The sequence below is a fragment of the Mycobacterium sp. AT1 genome, from assembly GCF_002043095.1.
Lineage (GTDB): Bacteria > Actinomycetota > Actinomycetes > Mycobacteriales > Mycobacteriaceae > Mycobacterium.
The window spans coordinates 838-1,357 of record NZ_MVOC01000017.1 but is presented as its reverse complement, the minus strand read 5'-3'; the positions used below and the strand labels follow the sequence as shown (position 1 = coordinate 1,357).

The following is a 520-nucleotide window of genomic DNA, read 5'->3' as shown; positions in this document are numbered from 1 at the left end:
CACGCACCACGCACCACGCAGAAGATTCTGGCCCGCAGTCGATTTCGATCGGCACCTGACGATGAACCCGCCGGCATGCCGACTAGTTCTCGCGACGCCGCAGACTGAAAGGCGCAATAGACTTGCGCCAGGGCGCCTTTCGGCTGCGCCCCGGATCAGATACCGGGAACGATGGCTCAGACCACTAGCTTGCTGCCGGTGGAGCCTTCGGTTCGAATGGTGTGTACCACCACCATTCGGCGCGTTCCCCCAACGGGCCGCGGCATGGTTTCACCGATGGGCGGGGCTGGGTCGGTGGCCGCGCCAATGATCCTGGGCTGAGCCGGTTCCCGTCGGCGTCGGTCACGACGAGCTGTTGCGCCGGACCGGTGATGGTGATGCCCCCGCTGTGATGAAGGCGGTGGTGAAACGGACACAACAACACCAGGTTGTCGAGCTCGGTGGGCCCGCCGTCCTCCCAATGCCGGATGTGATGAGCATGCAAACCCCGGGTCGCCCCGCACCCGGGGACCACACAGCA

Annotated in this window: 1 pseudogene (cut by a window edge); it reads right to left on the bottom strand. The window is 65.4% G+C overall.

What is annotated here, in order from left to right:
* Positions 1 to 184: 184 nt before the first annotated feature.
* Positions 185 to 520: pseudogene (locus B1790_RS09230) on the bottom strand (DUF222 domain-containing protein) (its annotated part continues 837 nt past the right edge of the window); the annotation flags it as partial.